The organism is Deinococcus aerius (assembly GCF_002897375.1).
GTDB lineage: Bacteria > Deinococcota > Deinococci > Deinococcales > Deinococcaceae > Deinococcus > Deinococcus aerius.
This window is the reverse complement of the sequence record NZ_BFAG01000001.1, coordinates 433738-448576: the sequence shown is the minus strand read 5'-3', so window position 1 is coordinate 448576 and position 14839 is coordinate 433738. Positions and strand designations below refer to the sequence as shown.

Annotated in this window: 14 protein-coding genes; 8 read left to right on the top strand and 6 right to left on the bottom strand. The window is 69.7% G+C overall.

What is annotated here, in order from left to right; genetic code table 11:
- Positions 1–68: 68 nt before the first annotated feature.
- Entirely contained in the window at positions 69–728 is a 660-nt protein-coding gene (locus tag DAERI_RS02040) for a GNAT family N-acetyltransferase (RefSeq protein ID WP_103127793.1), read from the bottom strand.
- A gap of 155 nt (positions 729–883) precedes the next feature.
- On the opposite strand from DAERI_RS02040, the gene DAERI_RS02035 reads away from it, so the two are divergent.
- The 7 genes from DAERI_RS02035 to DAERI_RS02005 all read left to right on the top strand — a co-directional run bounded on the left by DAERI_RS02035 (position 884) and on the right by DAERI_RS02005 (position 7401).
- On the top strand, positions 884–2023 hold the full coding sequence (locus DAERI_RS02035) for an acyl-CoA dehydrogenase family protein (protein ID WP_103127792.1): 1140 nt from the start codon (positions 884–886) through the stop codon (positions 2021–2023).
- Positions 2024–2189: 166 nt separating this feature from the next.
- Positions 2190–3347: an ABC transporter substrate-binding protein gene (locus tag DAERI_RS02030; RefSeq protein ID WP_103127791.1), complete on the top strand. Its 1158-nt coding sequence runs from the start codon at positions 2190–2192 to the stop codon at positions 3345–3347.
- A gap of 77 nt (positions 3348–3424) precedes the next feature.
- Entirely contained in the window at positions 3425–4399 is a 975-nt protein-coding gene (locus DAERI_RS02025; protein ID WP_103127790.1) for a branched-chain amino acid ABC transporter permease, read from the top strand.
- A 2-nt stretch (positions 4400–4401) separates the two neighbouring features.
- Complete coding sequence (locus tag DAERI_RS02020; RefSeq protein WP_103127789.1) at positions 4402–5334, top strand: branched-chain amino acid ABC transporter permease; 933 nt, start codon at positions 4402–4404, stop codon at positions 5332–5334.
- Positions 5331–6110 carry an ABC transporter ATP-binding protein gene (locus DAERI_RS02015; protein ID WP_103127788.1) on the top strand — a complete coding sequence of 260 codons (780 nt, stop codon included), beginning with the start codon at positions 5331–5333 and terminating at the stop codon, positions 6108–6110. The genes DAERI_RS02020 and DAERI_RS02015 overlap by 4 nt, the downstream gene beginning before the upstream one ends.
- Positions 6110–6820 carry an ABC transporter ATP-binding protein gene (locus DAERI_RS02010; protein WP_103127787.1) on the top strand — a complete coding sequence of 237 codons (711 nt, stop codon included), beginning with the start codon at positions 6110–6112 and terminating at the stop codon, positions 6818–6820. The genes DAERI_RS02015 and DAERI_RS02010 overlap by 1 nt, the downstream gene beginning before the upstream one ends.
- Positions 6821–6903: 83 nt before the next feature.
- Entirely contained in the window at positions 6904–7401 is a 498-nt protein-coding gene (locus tag DAERI_RS02005) for a DUF4303 domain-containing protein (protein ID WP_165794033.1), read from the top strand.
- 13 nt (positions 7402–7414) lie between these two features.
- On the opposite strand, the gene ftsY is transcribed toward DAERI_RS02005, so the two are convergent.
- Genes ftsY through DAERI_RS01990 form a run of 3 tightly spaced genes read right to left on the bottom strand, consistent with a single transcriptional unit; the run spans position 7415 to position 10726 of the window.
- Positions 7415–8371 carry a signal recognition particle-docking protein FtsY gene (gene ftsY, locus DAERI_RS02000; RefSeq protein WP_103127785.1) on the bottom strand — a complete coding sequence of 319 codons (957 nt, stop codon included), beginning with the start codon at positions 8369–8371 and terminating at the stop codon, positions 7415–7417.
- 36 nt (positions 8372–8407) lie between these two features.
- Positions 8408–8671, bottom strand: coding sequence for a glutaredoxin family protein (locus DAERI_RS01995; RefSeq protein ID WP_103127784.1), 264 nt, complete (start codon positions 8669–8671; stop codon positions 8408–8410).
- A 3-nt stretch (positions 8672–8674) separates the two neighbouring features.
- Complete coding sequence (locus tag DAERI_RS01990; protein ID WP_103127783.1) at positions 8675–10726, bottom strand: protein kinase domain-containing protein; 2052 nt, start codon at positions 10724–10726, stop codon at positions 8675–8677.
- 298 nt (positions 10727–11024) lie between these two features.
- Here DAERI_RS01990 and DAERI_RS01985 point away from each other — a divergent pair, with 298 nt between their 5' ends.
- Positions 11025–12833 (top strand): hypothetical protein, encoded by a 1809-nt coding sequence (locus tag DAERI_RS01985; RefSeq protein ID WP_103127782.1) that lies wholly within the window; start codon positions 11025–11027, stop codon positions 12831–12833.
- A 26-nt stretch (positions 12834–12859) separates the two neighbouring features.
- Here DAERI_RS01985 and DAERI_RS01980 read toward each other — a convergent pair whose 3' ends face one another.
- Entirely contained in the window at positions 12860–14104 is a 1245-nt protein-coding gene (locus DAERI_RS01980; RefSeq protein WP_235610181.1) for a low temperature requirement protein A, read from the bottom strand.
- A complete protein-coding gene (gene ruvA, locus DAERI_RS01975; protein WP_103127781.1) occupies positions 14105–14698 on the bottom strand; it encodes a Holliday junction branch migration protein RuvA in 594 nt (197 codons plus the stop codon). It abuts the gene before it with no gap.
- Positions 14699–14839: the final 141 nt, after the last annotated feature.

The window sequence follows — 14839 nt, the reverse complement described above, 5'->3', positions numbered from 1 at the left end:
AGAGGGGTTATACGCGGCGGTGCCCACCTGGCGACTGTGCGGTGGCCCTGGTCTGGAGCGGGCAGGCGTCATGCCGTTTCCCCGCCGAGATTGAGGGCCATCGTGACCTGTTCCTCCGGCTGCCCGGTCCAGGGCGTCCAGAGCCGTGTGCGCCGCGCCGCCCACTCCCGGAAGCCGCGCCGGGTGTAGAGCTCGACGGCGGCCACGTTGCGGCGGGTGGTCGAGAGCTGGACGCCGGGAACCCGCCGGGCGCGCAGCTCGGCCAGGAAGGCGTCGAGGAGAGCCCCACCCGCCCCCAGTCCCCGCGCGGACGCGAGCAGGTTGAGGTGCAGGTGGGCCGGGTAACGGTCGGCGGGGGGGTGCGGCACCCGGTAGAGCGCCGAGCGCAGCAGGTAGGCCAGCGAGGGCCACGCGCCCGGGAGTTGTCCCCGCAGCCACTGCCCCAGGAGCCCCGGAACCTGCGCGGTCAGGGCCAGGGCGTAGCGGCCCGGGTCCACGCTCCCCAGGATGTACCCCAGGACCTCCTCCCCGCGCAGGGCGACGAAGCCCACGCTGCCGCTCCCATCCTGGAAGTACGGCGCGACCCAGAGCGCGGCGAACAGCGGGCGGCACGGAAAGAACCGCTCGGCACTCTCCCCGAAGAACGCCGTCTCGTAGGCCACGTGCGCCAGCGCCGCCGCGTCCCCGGGCTGGACCGGGCGCAGCGTGAGGCGGGGGTCGGCGGACATGGACGCAGAGTAGTGCGATCCTGCCGCCGGGGGCGTCCCGGAGGGAGGAACAGCAGGCGGGGGAATTCCCGTGCATGTTAAATTGAACCGAGTTCAGAGACCCGTTGTTCCCGGCCCGGCCCAGCACGGCGCCGCCCCCTTCCAGGAGTGTCCGCATGATCGACTTCACCCTCACCGACGAGCAGAAGCAGCTTCAGCAACTCGCCCGCGACTTCACCCGCCGCGAGATCATCCCCATCGCCGCCGAGTACGACCAGAAGGAAGAGTTGCCCTGGCAGGTGGTCGAAAAGGCCTTTGAGGTCGGCCTCCTCAACGCCTCCATCCCCGAACACGCGGGCGGCCTGGGCCTGGGGATGCTCGACGAGTGCCTGATCGGCGAGGAGATCGGGTACGGCTGCATGGGCATCTACACGATCCTGATGGCCTCCGAACTCGGCATCACGCCGATCCTGGTCGGCGGCACCGAGGAGCAGCAGAAGCGCTTCCTGGGGCCACTGACCGAGAAGCCGAGCCTGGCCGCCTTCGCCCTCTCCGAGCCCAACAACGGCTCGGACGCCGCCGCGATGCACACCACCGCAGTCCTTGACGGCGACGAGTGGGTCATCAACGGCACGAAGATGTGGATCAGCAACGGCGGTGTGGCGGACATCACGGTCGTCTTCGCCACCACCGACCGTCAGGGTGGGCACAAGGCGACGGTCGCGCTCGTGGTGCCCAAGGACGCGCCCGGCTTCTCGTGGAACAAGATCAAGCACAAGATGGGGCAGCGGGCCAGCCTCACCTCCGAACTCGTGTTCGAGAACGTGCGGGTGCCGCGGGAGAATCAGCTCGGCGGCCTGGGCGACGGTTTCAAGATTGCCATGAAGACGCTCGACAAGACCCGCATTCCCGTCGCTGCCGGGTCGGTCGGCATCGCCCGCCGCGCGCTGGACGAGAGCGTGAAGTACGCCAAGGAGCGGGAGGCGTTCGGGAGGCCCATCTCCAACTTCCAGGCCATTCAGTTCAAGCTCGCCGAGATGGCGATGGGCATCGAGACGGGCCGCCTGATGTACATGAAGGCCGCCTGGCTGGTGGACCGGGGCCAGACCCACGGGTACGAGAGCGCCATCGCCAAGGCGTACTGCTCCGAGATGGCCTTTGGCGCCGCGAACGAGGCGATTCAGGTTCACGGCGGGTACGGCTACGTGGGCGAGTACCCGGTCGAGAAGCTGCTGCGCGACGTGAAGCTCAACCAGATTTACGAGGGCACGAACGAGATTCAGCGCGTGGTGATCAGCCGCAACCTGCTGAAGTAAGCACCGCCCAAGGGGCCGGGCAAAACGAGGAGCCGAGGAAGCACTGGGGTGGCCCGGTGCTTTTTTGGGTGGATTCCCGCTTGACTTCCCCCCGGCCTCACCGGATAGTGAACGGACCTTCAATCCAGTCTCACGAGCGGTTCGCCCGCTCAGCAGAGGAGTACCCATGAAACGTATCGCTTTGACCGTGGCCCTCGGTGTACTCGCTTCTGCCCAGGCGCAGAAGGTTCAGGTGCCCATCCCCATCGGCGTGGCGCTCGCGCAGACGAGCAACACCGCCCTGCTGGGGCAGGAGCAGGTGATCGGTGCCCGGCTGGCCGAGAAGTTCATCAACGGGCGCGGCGGGATCAACGGCACGCCCATCAAGCTGGTCTTTCAGGACGCGGCGGGCGACGAGAACAGCGCGATCAACGCCTTCCAGAACCTGATCACGAAGTCGGCGGTGGTGGGCATCGTGGGGCCAACGCTCTCGCAGCAGGCCTTTGCCGCCGACCCCATCGCCGAGCGGGCGAAGGTGCCGGTCCTGGGGCCGAGCAACACGGCCAAGGGCATTCCGCAGATCGGGCAGTTCATCGCCCGCGTGTCGGCGCCCGTCGCGGTCGTCGCGCCCAACGCCGTCAAGCAGGCGCTCAAGCTCGACCCCAAGATCAAGAAGGTCGCCGTGCTGTACGCGCAGAACGACGCCTTCTCGACCTCTGAGACGGGCACTTTCCAGGAGACGGCCAAGGCCCAGGGCCTCGACGTGGTGACGGTGCAGAAGTTCCAGACGACCGACACCGACTTCACCACCCAGGTCACCTCGGTGCTGAACTCGGGCGCCGACCTCGTGATCGTGTCGGGGCTGGCGGCGGACGGCGGGAACCTCGTCAAGCAGCTCCGGCAACTGGGGTATAAGGGCCTGATCATCGGCGGCAACGGCCTGAACACCTCCAACATCTTCCCGGTGTGCCAGAAGTACTGCGACGGCGTGATCATCGCGCAGGCGTACAGCCCCGCGCAGCCCAGCGCCGCCAACCAGCTCTTCGTGAAGGAATACCGCGCCCAGTACAAGAAAGACCCGCCCCAGTTCGCCGCCCAGGCCTACGCGGGTGTGCAGGTGATGGTCGACGCGCTGCGGGCCATCGACCGCCGCAAGAAGCTCTCGCAGTGGGACCTGGACGACCTGCGGGTGGAGCTGAACAAGCAGATTCTGGCCGGGAAGTACAACACGCCGCTGGGCGAGCTGCGCTTCGACAAGGACGGCGAGATCATCCAGAAGGAGTTCTACGTCGCGCAGATCAAGATGAAGGACGCCAAGAACGGCTCGTTCGTGTACCTGAAGTAAGCGGTCAGCGGTCAGCCGTCAGCGGTCAGCAGAACAAGAGCTGAAAGCTGGCGGCTGAAGACTTTGTTGGAGACCACATGGAAGCCAGTCAACTCATTCAGAACCTGCTCAACGGCCTCGCCATCGGGAGCGTGTACGCGATCTTCGCGCTGGGGTACACGCTCGTCTTTTCCATCCTGGGCATCATCAACTTCGCGCACGGGGCCGTGTTTACCCTGGGCGCGTATTTCACGTACACGCTGGTTGTGGGGCAGTTCGAGAACAACGGGCTGCTCAAGGGGATTAACCTCTTTCCGAATGGGTCGCCGCTCTCGGGGAATCCGTGGGTCTTCGCGCTGGCGACGCTGGTGGGGGCGGTGATCGCGGGGCTTATCGCCGTGCTCATCGAACGCCTCGCCTTCCGGCCCATGCGGGCGCGGGGGGCCGATCCCCTCCTCGCGCTGGTGAGCAGCCTGGGGGTGGCGCTCGTCATCGTGAACCTGATTCAGCTCCTGGTGGGGGCGGAAATCTACAACTTCCCCTCGGACGCCTACGGGCAGGTGCAACCGGCGCTGAGCTTTCAAGTGGGCGAGAAGGTCGTGATTATCCGCACCGTGCAGGTCATCATCTTTGCGGTGAGCCTCGTCATGCTGGCCGTGCTGGGGTACGTGATCGGGCGGACGAAGGTGGGCAAGGCGCTGCGGGCGGTGGCAGAGAATCCGGGCACGGCGAGCCTGCTGGGCATCAGCGTGGACCGCTTCATTCTGATCACCTTCTTCCTGTCGGGCTTCCTGGGCGGGCTGGCGGGGACACTGGTGGGCACGGCGTTCGGCGTGGCGGGGCCGTACTTCGGGGTGACGTATGGGCTCAAGGGGCTCGCCGTCATCGTGCTGGGAGGATTGGGCAGCATTCCCGGTGCAGTGGTCGGCGGCCTCGTCATCGGGCTGGCGGAAGCCTTCGTCCCCTCGCAGTACAGCGCGTACAAGGACGCCGTCGCGTTCGCGCTGCTGTTCGTCATTCTCCTCGTGCGCCCGCAGGGGCTCTTGGGCCGCGCCCAGATTCAGAAGGTGTAACCGTGGGCGAGTTTCTGAGCCAGTACGGCTTCCTGATCGTCACGATGGTGCAGGCGGGGCTGCTGGGCCTGAGCCTGTACTTCCCGCTTCAGGCCGGGCAACTGAGCCTCGCCAGCCCGGGGTTCTATGCGGTGGGCGGGTACGTCTCGGCGATTATGCTGACGAATCCGGCCTTCTCGGGCCTGCGCGATTCGTTGGGCAATGGCCTGTTCCCGCTGACCTGGCTGGCGGCGGCGCTCGTCTGCGGTGTGCTGGGCGTGATCGTCGGCGTGCCCGCCCTGCGTCTGCGCGGCATCTACCTCGCGCTCGCCACCATCGCGTTCGTCGAGATTCTGCGCGTGGTGAGCCTCAACCTCGACATCACGGGCGGGGCCATCGGCATCTTCGGCATTCCCCAGGCGTTCGGCTTTCAGGACCGCTGGCAGTACATCTGGCTCTTCGGGCCGCTGCTAATTCTGACGCTGCTGTTCGCGCGGCAACTCGAACGGTCGCGGGTGGGCCGGGCCCTGCGCGCCATCCGCGAGGACGAACTCGCCGCCGACGCGATGGGCGTGCCGCCGACGCGCTACAAAGTGCTCGCCTTCGTAATTGGTGCGGTGCTGGCGGGCATCGTGGGGGCGATGAGCGCGCCCTTCCTGAACACCTGGAACGCCAAGCAGGGGACCTTCGACGCCTCCATCGCCATCCTCGCCTTCGTCCTCATCGGCGGCTCGCGCAATATCTGGGGGCCGGTGGTGGGCGGGGCGCTGCTGACGGCCATTCCCGAACTGCTGCGCTTCCTGGCCGACTGGCGACTAGTGATTAACGGGCTGGTGCTGGTCGTGGCGAGCCTGTATCTGCCGCAGGGGATCGTGGGAGCGCTCCAGAGACTGCGCCGCACGCCTCCGCCCCAACGCCCTCCCTCCGTGGCCGAGGTGAAGGGAGGAACCTCGTGACGGCGGTGACGACCGAAAGAACAACCGTGCTGGAGGCGCGCGGCCTGACCCGGCGCTTCGGCGGCCTCGTCGCCGTGAACGACGTGAGCTTCGATGTGCGGGAGGGGGAAATCTTCGGGCTGATCGGGCCGAACGGGGCGGGCAAGACGACGCTCTTCAACCTGATGACGGGCCTGACGCCGCCGAGCAGCGGGACGCTGAGCTACCGGGGGCAGACGGTGACTGGCCTCGCCCCGCACCGCATCGCCGCGCTGGGGATGAGCCGCACCTTTCAAAATATCCGGCTGTTCCGCAACCTCTCCGCGCTGGAGAACGTGAAGATCGCGCAGCACGTCCGCACCGGGGCGGGGCTGTGGGCGGGCGTGTTCGGCACCGCCCGCGCCGAGGAGCGGCGGGTGGAGGAACGCGCGTGGGCCCTCCTCGACCTGGTTGGTCTGGCAGACCGGGCCGGGGAAAGTGCCGGAAACTTCAGCTACGGCGACCAGCGGCGGCTGGAGATCGCCCGCGCCCTGGCGACCGAGCCGCGCGTGCTGCTCCTCGACGAGCCCGCGGCGGGCATGAACACCGCTGAGAAGGGCGGGCTGACGGCCTTTATCCGCGAGGTGCGCGACCGCTTCGACCTGACCGTGCTCGTGATCGAACATCACGTCCCCCTGGTGATGAACCTGTGCGACCGGGTGGCGGTGCTGAACTTCGGGCAACTCATCGCGGTGGGCGATCCGGCGACGGTCCAGCGCGACCCGAGGGTGATCGAGGCCTACCTGGGGGGCGAATAATGGCGCTGCTGGAGATCGAGAACCTGAGCGTGAACTACGGGGCAATTCAGGCAGTGCGCGGCCTGACCCTGACCGTGGAGGAGGGCGAGGTCGTCACCCTGATCGGCGCAAACGGCGCGGGCAAGACGACGACGCTGCGGGCGGTCTCGCGGCTTGTCCGCCCCAGAGAAGGACGCATCCTCTTCGCCGGGCGGGACATCACCCGCGTGGCGCCCGATGAAGCTGTCCGCCTCGGCATCGCGCAGAGTCCCGAGGGGCGGCAGGTGCTGGCGCGGCAGAGCGTCCAGGACAACCTGGAGTTGGGGGCGTACACGCGGCGCGACCGGGTCTTCATTCAGGCCGACATCGCCCGGATGTACGAACGCTTCCCCCGCCTGGGCGAGCGCCGCCACCAGCTCGCGGGCACCCTCTCCGGCGGCGAACAGCAGATGCTCGCCATCGCCCGCGCCCTCATGAGCCGCCCCCGGTTGCTACTCCTCGACGAGCCCTCACTTGGCCTCGCGCCCATTATCGTCCGGGAGATTTTCGCCATCATCCGGGAGTTGAACGAGCAGGGCGTGACCATCCTCCTCGTCGAGCAGAACGCCCGCCTCGCCATGCAGTCGAGCCACCGGACCTACGTGCTGGAGGCGGGGCAACTCACCCTCAGCGGGGAGAGCGCCCGGCTGGTGAACGACGAGCGGGTGCTGCACGCCTATCTGGGGGGGTAATCAGCGCGGAACGGGAAGGGGCGGCTCGGCGAGGGAGTCGCCCTTTTCTGTGGGTTTGCCTACTGGTCGCATAGCATATGCGAATGCCTATACCGTACGAGGCGTTGGAAGTGGCTCTAAGCGAAGCCGTGGAGACTTTCTTAAGGCGACTTCTTCAACAGGTAAATTACACCGATTTGTACGCTGTTGGCTTGTACACATCCGGTGAACTTAACTACTTGGTTCCTACGGCAAATGCAACATCGGCATGGACAAGATCCAAAGGATCAAAGTGGTCTCCTGCGGATTGGACCTTTCACCTCTATGCTATTGAGGCGTTTAAAACGACTGAAAAAGTTCTTATTCAGGGGTGGAACGAGGACTTCTCAACTTTTGATGTGGATCAGGCGCGCATGAGGCAACTGATTCACCGCGTCCTTCTGAAAGCAAGAGAACGCTATTTGTATGGCTCGTCCGCCGTTGTGGGCCTCTTTATGGGAGAAATGGGGAGTCCCTGGGTACGTGAGTCAGTGGTGGAAGTTAACCCCCCTCATGTGGTGCACGCTTTTGACAGCGATCTCAGCACCCAGTGGCAGGAATAACTACGCTTGGAAATTAGGCCTTCGGAATCTCCACGTCGAACAGCGCCCGGACGAAGTCCTGGCTGTCGAAGGGTTGCAGGTCGTCGGCCCGCTCGCCCACGCCGATGAACTTGATGGGCACGCCCAGTTCGCGGACGATGGGCACCAGGATGCCACCCTTGGCCGTGCCGTCAAGCTTGGTGACGATCACACCGGTCAGGGGGGTGGCCTCGTGGAACTTCTTGGCCTGGGCGAGGCCGTTCTGCCCGGTCACGGCGTCGAGGACCAGCCACACCTCGCTGGGCTCGCCGGGGTCGGCCTTGTCGATCACGCGGCGGACCTTTTTCAGCTCCTCCATCAGGTTGTGCTTGGTGTGGAGGCGCCCGGCGGTGTCTACGAAGAGCAGGTCGGTGCCGCGGGAGGCGCGGGCGGTCGCGGCGTCGAAGGCGACGGCGGCGGGGTCACCCCCCTCGGGGCCCTGCACGACGGGCACGCCCAGCCGCTCGCCCCACACGCCGAGCTGCGCGCCCGCCGCCGCGCGGAAGGTGTCCCCGGCGGCGAACATGACGCTGCGGCCCCGCTCCATGTAGTACTGGCCCAGCTTGGCGATGGTGGTGGTCTTCCCCACCCCGTTCACACCGATCACCATGACGACGTGGCCCCGGGGGTCCACCACGGCCCGGCGCGCGTCGGGGGCGAAGCCCAACTTGCGAAACTGCGCGCGGCGGGCGTCGGGCTCGAGTTGCAGGGTGAGGGCCTCCATCAGGGCTTCCTGGAGGTTGGGCTTGTTGCTCGCGCGCACGTCCTCCAGGATTTCCTCGGTGGCGGCGCGGCCCACGTCGGCGGCGATCAGGGCGTACTCCAGGTCCTCGATGGAGTCCAGGCGATTCGTGAGGGTGTTGCGGAGGTCCTGGCCGAGATTCCCGGCCGTGTCATTGATCTGCTTGCGGGTCTTGCTCAGCCCGTCCCGCAGGCGCTCTAGCCAACTCATACCCCCACCATAGCGCCCAGGTGGGGGCGAGGAAGGTCAGCCCCGTCCTGCTCCGGCCTCGCGCAGGAGGTGCAGCTTGAGCGTACTCAGGCGCCCCTTGCTCAGCACGCCCTTGAGCAGCACCCGCTCACCGAGGGTCAGCACGGGAACGTCGTCGCCATACTGGGCTTTCAGCGCCGGGTCGCCGTCCACGTCCACCGCCTCGTAGCGGTACTCCAGCGCCCGCAGCCCCTCCTCCGCCTGCTCGCACAGGTGGCAGCCGGAGCGGGTGTAGAGGGTCAGGGTGGGCAGGCGGGACACGGGTTACGCTCCGACCGGGACGGGGCGCGCGATCAGCGTCATCGCCTGAACGGGCGCGTACATGTCGCGCGAGGCGAGGAGGTCCCCGGCGGGGCTGTACGTCCGCAGCACCTGGCCGCCCTGCCGCACCGCGTAGACCTGCCCCTCGGCGCTGACCTGGAGGAGCCAGGGGGCACCCTCCGGCTCGCCCACCAGCGTTTCCAGGGCGAAGGTCGAGCCCGGCGTGCCGTCCGCCTCGATCTTGCGGACCTTGCGGGCCACCCCGTCCACGATGTAGACGGCGCCGAACATATCCACCGCCAGGCCTTCCAGGTCGCGCAGCGCCTCGCCGCCGCGGTCCACCCGGAAGGCGTAGCGGCTGAGGTACTCGCCCTGGGCGGAAAAGCGCTGCACCTCGCGGTTGCCACTGTCCAGGACGTAAATTTCACCGTTGGGGGCGGCCACGAGGGCACGCGGCCCCTCGAAGCGGCCCAGGCCCGGCCCGCGCCCGCCGAAGCGCCGCACGAAGCGGCCCGCGGTGTCGTACACGACGACGTGGTGCGCCTCGGCGTCGAGGACGTAGACGTGACCGCGCGACACCGCGACGCCCACGGGTTGCAGCAGGTCACCCTCGCCCAGGCCGTAGCCGCCGAACGCGGCGAGCTCGCGGCCATCCGGGGCGAGCTTGCGCACGAGCGCCCCGGCGCGGCCCTGGCGGAACTCCAGCAGGGTCAGGTACAGGTTCCCCTCCGCGTCCGAGGCCAGGGCGTTCGGGGGGCTGGGCAGCCCGCCCTCAGTGGCCGAGAGGTCGCGCAGGCTGAGGCGCAGCTTGCCCCCCAGGTCGAGCAGCCGCAGGGCGCCGCGCTTCTCGCCCACGCTCATCGCCAGGGCGACGGGGTCGGTGAACACGTCGTCGCCCAGGACCCCGGCGTCCAGGCGGGCGATCACCTCGTCCAGGGTGGGGCGGCCCGCGGGGTCTTTCTCGATCATGTGCAGGATCAGGTCGCTGAGCTTGCCGGGCACCTCCAGCCGGACCTGTTTGGGCGGCTTGGGCGTCTCGAAGACCTGCTGGTGGACGACCGCCTCGTAGCTCCCCTTGAAGGCGGTCTGGCCGGTCACCATCTCGTAGGCGAGGAGGCCCAGCGAGTACACGTCGCTGCGCGCGTCCACCCGGTGGCCCTTGGCCTGCTCGGGGGCCATGTAGATCGGCGTGCCCACCCGCGCGCCCGTCATGGTCAGCCGGGTCAGCACCTTGCCCACCGCGATGCCGAAGTCCATCAGCTTGACGCCGCCGTCGCGCAGCTTGCCCTCCACAAAGGCCCCCTTCATCACCATGACGTTGGCGGGCTTGATGTCGCGGTGAACGACGTTCTGCATGTGGATGTGCCGCAGCGCGTCGGCGAGCGCCCGCAGGAGCTGGGTACTCTCGGGAAACTCCAGGGGGCGGGCCTCCAGCAGCGCCTCCAGGCTCTCGCCGTCGAGGAACTCCATGGCGATGTAGTGTTCGGGGTCCTCCATGCGGTAGTCGTACACCCGCACGATGTTGGGGTGGCTAAAACGGCGCAGCACCTCCGCCTCGCGGTAGAAGCGCCGGACGAACTTGGCGTCGGCGAGGTACTTCTCCTGCGGCACCTTGAGGGCCACGATCCGCCCGTCGCTTTTCCGGCGCGCCCGGTACACGCTGCCCATGCCGCCGACCCCCACGCGGCCCAGCACCTCGTAGTCCTGGAAGTGCAGGTCGGGCACGGTGGCCCCGGCCGAGGTGGGGCGGGAGGACGGCGGGGGACCGGCCCGGCCCACCCGCACCGAGCGGCCCGTGCCCGGCAGCGGGAGCGCCCCCAGGGTGAAGGGCGCGCTCCCCAGCAACACCGCCGCCACCACGAGGACGCCCTGCGCGCGGCCCAGGTTTCCGCTCTGCACGGCCAGCACGGTGAGGGGCACCGCGAGCCCCAGCGCGAGCAGCGTGACGGCGAGCCGCAGGGCCCGCTCGCCCGCGCGCACGGTGAGCAGCAGCCCCACCACGAACAGGCCCGCGAGGAGCAGGGCGTTCAGGAGCAGGTTCGGGGAGGCGGTCACGGACGGCCCCCGCCGGGAAGGGGCAGGCGGGACCGGGGCGGAGCGGGGCGGGCAGGCATGCTCCTCTGTTATACCTGGCCCCCCTGTCGGGCGCCTTACACGGCCCCCGCCGTGAGAAAACCGGGGGCGGGAGGCGGGGGCCGCGCGCCTATACTGACCGGGTGAGACGGCCCCCGCGAAACGAAGGACCTCCCGCGAGAGCGCCGCAAAGCTCTTTATGCTGTGGAGCCTGTCTTTTCTCCTCTCCCCTTGGGCCGGGACCTTCCCGGAGCCGCCCGCGGGGATGCCCGGAGCCCGCATGACCCACTGGGCCGAACTCGTGGAGCTGTACGAGTACAAGGTCGCGGACGTGGTGGGGGGCCGGGTGCCGCGGGGGGGCCGCCGGTCCCTGGCCGATCTGCGCGAGGTGCTGCATTCCGCGCCCCTGGAACCGGCCCTCTACCACCGCCTGCTGGCGAGCGAGCGGCAGTACCGCGCCCACCTGAGGGGCGGGAGTGCGCCGGAGACGCCCCCGCCCGCGGTTCCCCGCCCACCCGCTCCCGAGGGCGCCCGCCCGAGCTGGACCCCCCCGGTGACCGGCGGCGCCGCCGAGGCCCAGGCCTGGGAGGAGCTGCGGCAACTGGCCTGGTACGCCGGGCTGCGGACGCGGCTGCTGCACCTGGGCCGCGCCCTCCAGGCCGAGCCGGAACGCCCCATGCTCCGCACGCTGTACGCCGTGGTCGAGAACGCTGGCCGGGAGGCGCGCGGCGTCGCCGAGCGGCTCGCGGTGCCCGCCGCGCACGACCCGCTGGTCTCCCTGCACCAGCCGGAGGTGACGCGCGACCTGATGCTGACCCTGGCGGACGAGCTGCTCTCGGCGGAGGGCCGCTCGCGCCTGCGCACCGCGCTCTCCGACATTCACGAGGCCCCCTTTCCGCGCCACCCGGACGAGGACGTGCTCGCCGCGCGACTGGAGGCGGCCGAGCGCGAGCCGCTGGCCCCCGCGGCCCGGGCCGCGCTCGTGGAGGCCCTGCGCGCCTCCTCGCCGCAGGCCCGTGATCCCCGCGAGCGCCCGGCGATCCGCGAGGCGGCCCGGCGGCTTCAGCAGGGCCTCGACGAGCTGCTGGCGGACGCGCCCGGCCCCGGCCTGGGGCTACTGCCCACCCGCAGCATCCTGTACGCCGAGCACGCCGAGGCCGCGCTGCCCGCGCCCGACGACGGGGCAAGCGAACTCGTCATCCACCTTGCGGGGGGGCAGGCCGCGCGCTGGCGGGGGCTGGACCTGCGCTGGCAGCCGGTCGGGCCGAACTGGCAGCTTCAGGTGAACGGCCAGCTCGCCCTGCTGCGCCCGGACCGCCCCCCCGCCGAGCGGCTCCTCACGCTGAGGGCGCCGGACCTGACCCTGCGGGGCGCCCTGAGCGGGACCCACCTGCTCCTCCGGGCCGAGCCCCGCTCCCCCGAGGCGCTGGGGCGGCTGGCGGCGCGGGCGCGGGTCGTGGCGCTGCTGCTCGACCCCGGCGAGCACCACGCGAACCTGCGGCTGGCCCGCGCCGCCGTGCAGTTCCTGCGGGACGGGGCGGTAAAGGCCGGCGCCCTGGGACCCGGGAGCGCGCAGCGGTACGCCGGGGCACCCGACGAGACCCTGCTCGCCCTCGCCCGCAAGGGGGCCGAGGGGCTCACCGCCCGGCTCGCGCGCCTCACGCCCGCCGGGGCGGACGCCGCGCTGCGGGCGAGTGCCGCCGTCCTGGGCCTGAGCCCCGAACGGGCGCGGCGCCTGCACGAACGGCTGCACGCCGCCGCCTTCATCCCCGAGGAACTGCCCGAGCCGCAACCCCTGACCCGGGTGGAGGTGCCGGGGGACGGGTCCTTCGTCAGCCTGGCCCTGGGCGATGACCCCCTCACCCTGCGCGTCCTGGGCCGCTCCCTCACCCTGCGGCTCGACCACCGGGGCGACCTCGTCGCCGCCTGGCCGGGACAGGCCCGCGCCGTCCTGGGTGACCTGCTGGTCCTGCGCCGCCCCGAGGGCCAGATTCTGCTCGTCCGTCAGGGGACGTGGCTGGGCGTCGCGGCCGGACCGGCGGACCAGGGAAAAGAGGCCCCGGGGAACGCCCAGCCCGCCTCCGCCTGAGGGGCTTTCCGGGAGCCGTCCCAGCTTCAGATCGGTGAACCGGACGCGCCCAGCCGCTCCTCGATCTGCCCCAGGCGCCGGGTGAGGGGATCGGTGGCGACGATCAGGGCGAGGGCCAGGGTCAGGGCGGCGACGGCGGCGTGCAGGGGCAGGGTGCCCAGCCCGCTGAGAGCGAGGCCCCCGGCAGCGGCGGCCCCGAGGGACAGGGCCAGCAGGCTGCGGTCGGGCCGCGCGCGGTGCACGGTGAGGCGCCGGGCATTCCAGCGCAGCAGGGCCAGGGTGAGGAGCGCCCCGGCCAGCGGCCAGACGACGAGGGCGCGGTTCACGGCGTCGTGGGCGGGGTCGGTGTCGCCGATCCCGTGCCCCAGGCCCACCCCGAGCATCACCACACTGACCGTGAAGGGCAGGTGGCCGTACAGCCACGCGAGAAAGGCGCTGACGCGGCCCACCCGGTGGGCGAGGGCCACGGGCAGGGCGCGGGCCTGGTCGAAGTACAGCCGCCACAGGGCGACCGCCGCGGCGATGGCAAACAGGGCGGCCCCCAGGGAATCCCACGTCAGGTCCCGCTGCCGCCCCCCCGTGACGACCTCGTTGACGACCCCGCCCAGCGCGATGATCTGGAGGAGCCCGACGCGCTCGGGCAGGTGTTCCTGGTGGGGCAGGGCGGCGCCGTGGCGTTCGCGGATCAACAGCGGCGTGAGCAGGTCCACCCCGAGGGCCAGGCACCACAGGGCGAGTTGGGCCGTTCCCCCCAGCCCCGCGCTTCCCAGCCAGATCAGCGCGCCCAGCCCGTACCCGGCGGCGGTGGGACGGGCGAAGACGGCGGCGTCCGGGTCGCGCCGCAGGGTCACGAGGTACATCCCGACCAGGATGAGGCGGTTGGCCCCGTAAGCGAGGGCAAAGGCCTGACCGGTCTGGTCGAGGTCGCCGCGCTCGGTCAGCGCGATGATGCCCAGCGTCACGAGTTGCAGCAGGCTGCCCCAGCGGTACACCCGGCGGTCGTTGCCGTAGCGGGCCGCAAACGTCGTGTTGCCCGCCCAGGCCCACCACACCGCCGTGAACAGCAGCAGGAAGAGGCCGACGTTCGCCCCACTCGGCGTGTCCCCCAGCCGCTTGGCGAGCTGGTCGAAGGCCACCACGAAGATCAGGTCGAAGAACAGCTCCAGCCAGGTGACCCGCTGCTCGTCGGTGGGCGGGGGGGAGGGTGCCTGGCTGTCCTGAACCCCGTCCTCGATGCTCACACTGTCGGGCTGGCCGTGCGTCATCGTCATCTAGCGGAGCTTCCCCAAACCCTTGCGGATCAGCGCGTCGGCGCTCTGGGCGGGGTCGGCGGCGAGCAGCTCCGCCACCACGCTCCGCACCTGCCCCTCCCGGAAGCCGAGGGCGAGCAGGGCCTCGATGGCGTCCCGGCCCGCCGTGCTGCTGACCGGGGCGGCCTTCGCCCCCGTCGTCGGCGCAGCGAGGTGGTCGGGCACCTTGTTCTGGAGTTCGAGCACCAGCCGCTCGGCGGTCTTCTTGCCCACCCCCGAGACGCTGGAGAGCAGCTTCACGTCGCCCGTGATCAGGCCCTGCGCGATGGCGCTGACGGGCATCGCGGAGAGCAGGGCCAGCCCCAGCTTCGGCCCCACACCGCTCACGCCCGTCAGCAGGTCGAAGAGGCGCAGGCTGTCGGCGTCGCTGAAGCCGAAGAGCAGTTGGGCATCCTCGCGCACCACGAAGCGGGTGTTGAGTTCGGCGGGCTGGCCCGGGCTCAGTTTCCCTAGGGTGGAGGCGGGGCAGAAGACCTCGTAGCCCACGCCCCCGGCGACGATCACGGCGCTGGCGTCGCGTACCTCGCGCACCACGCCACTCAGGTAGGCAATCACAAAAACTCCGGAAATATCCGTAGCTGTTCACGGATATTTCCCGACCGAAGGGAGAAGGAGATAGTACGGGTTCTGCGGAGTGGAGAACTTTCCGGCGCTTTCCCGGAAAGTACGGAACGGAGCGGAAGCCGTATCACACCG